The 244-nt window shown below is 72.1% G+C and carries 1 protein-coding gene; it reads right to left on the reverse strand.

The window, feature by feature from the left end:
- A partial coding sequence (locus tag MKD49_RS26245; protein ID WP_252697772.1) for a radical SAM protein occupies positions 1-244 on the reverse strand: 244 nt, incomplete at both ends.

Below are 244 nucleotides of genomic sequence, written 5' to 3' on the forward strand. Positions count from 1 at the left end.
TTCGGGTGCGAGGTGGTGTAGCGGATGCGCTCCAGTCCCTCGATGACGGCCAGCCCCCGCACCAGCGCCGCGAGGCCTCCCTCGGCCCCGTGCCAGGCGTTGACGTTCTGGCCGAGGAGCGTGATCTCCCGGACCCCCTGCGCCACCAGGGCGCGGGCTTCCTTGAGGATGCGTTCGGCGGGCCGGCTGACCTCGGCGCCGCGGGTGTAGGGCACGACGCAGAAGGCGCAGAACTTGTCGCAGC

The organism is Herbaspirillum sp. WGmk3 (genome assembly GCF_023952535.1).
Lineage (GTDB): Bacteria > Pseudomonadota > Gammaproteobacteria > Burkholderiales > Burkholderiaceae_D > Herbaspirillum > Herbaspirillum huttiense.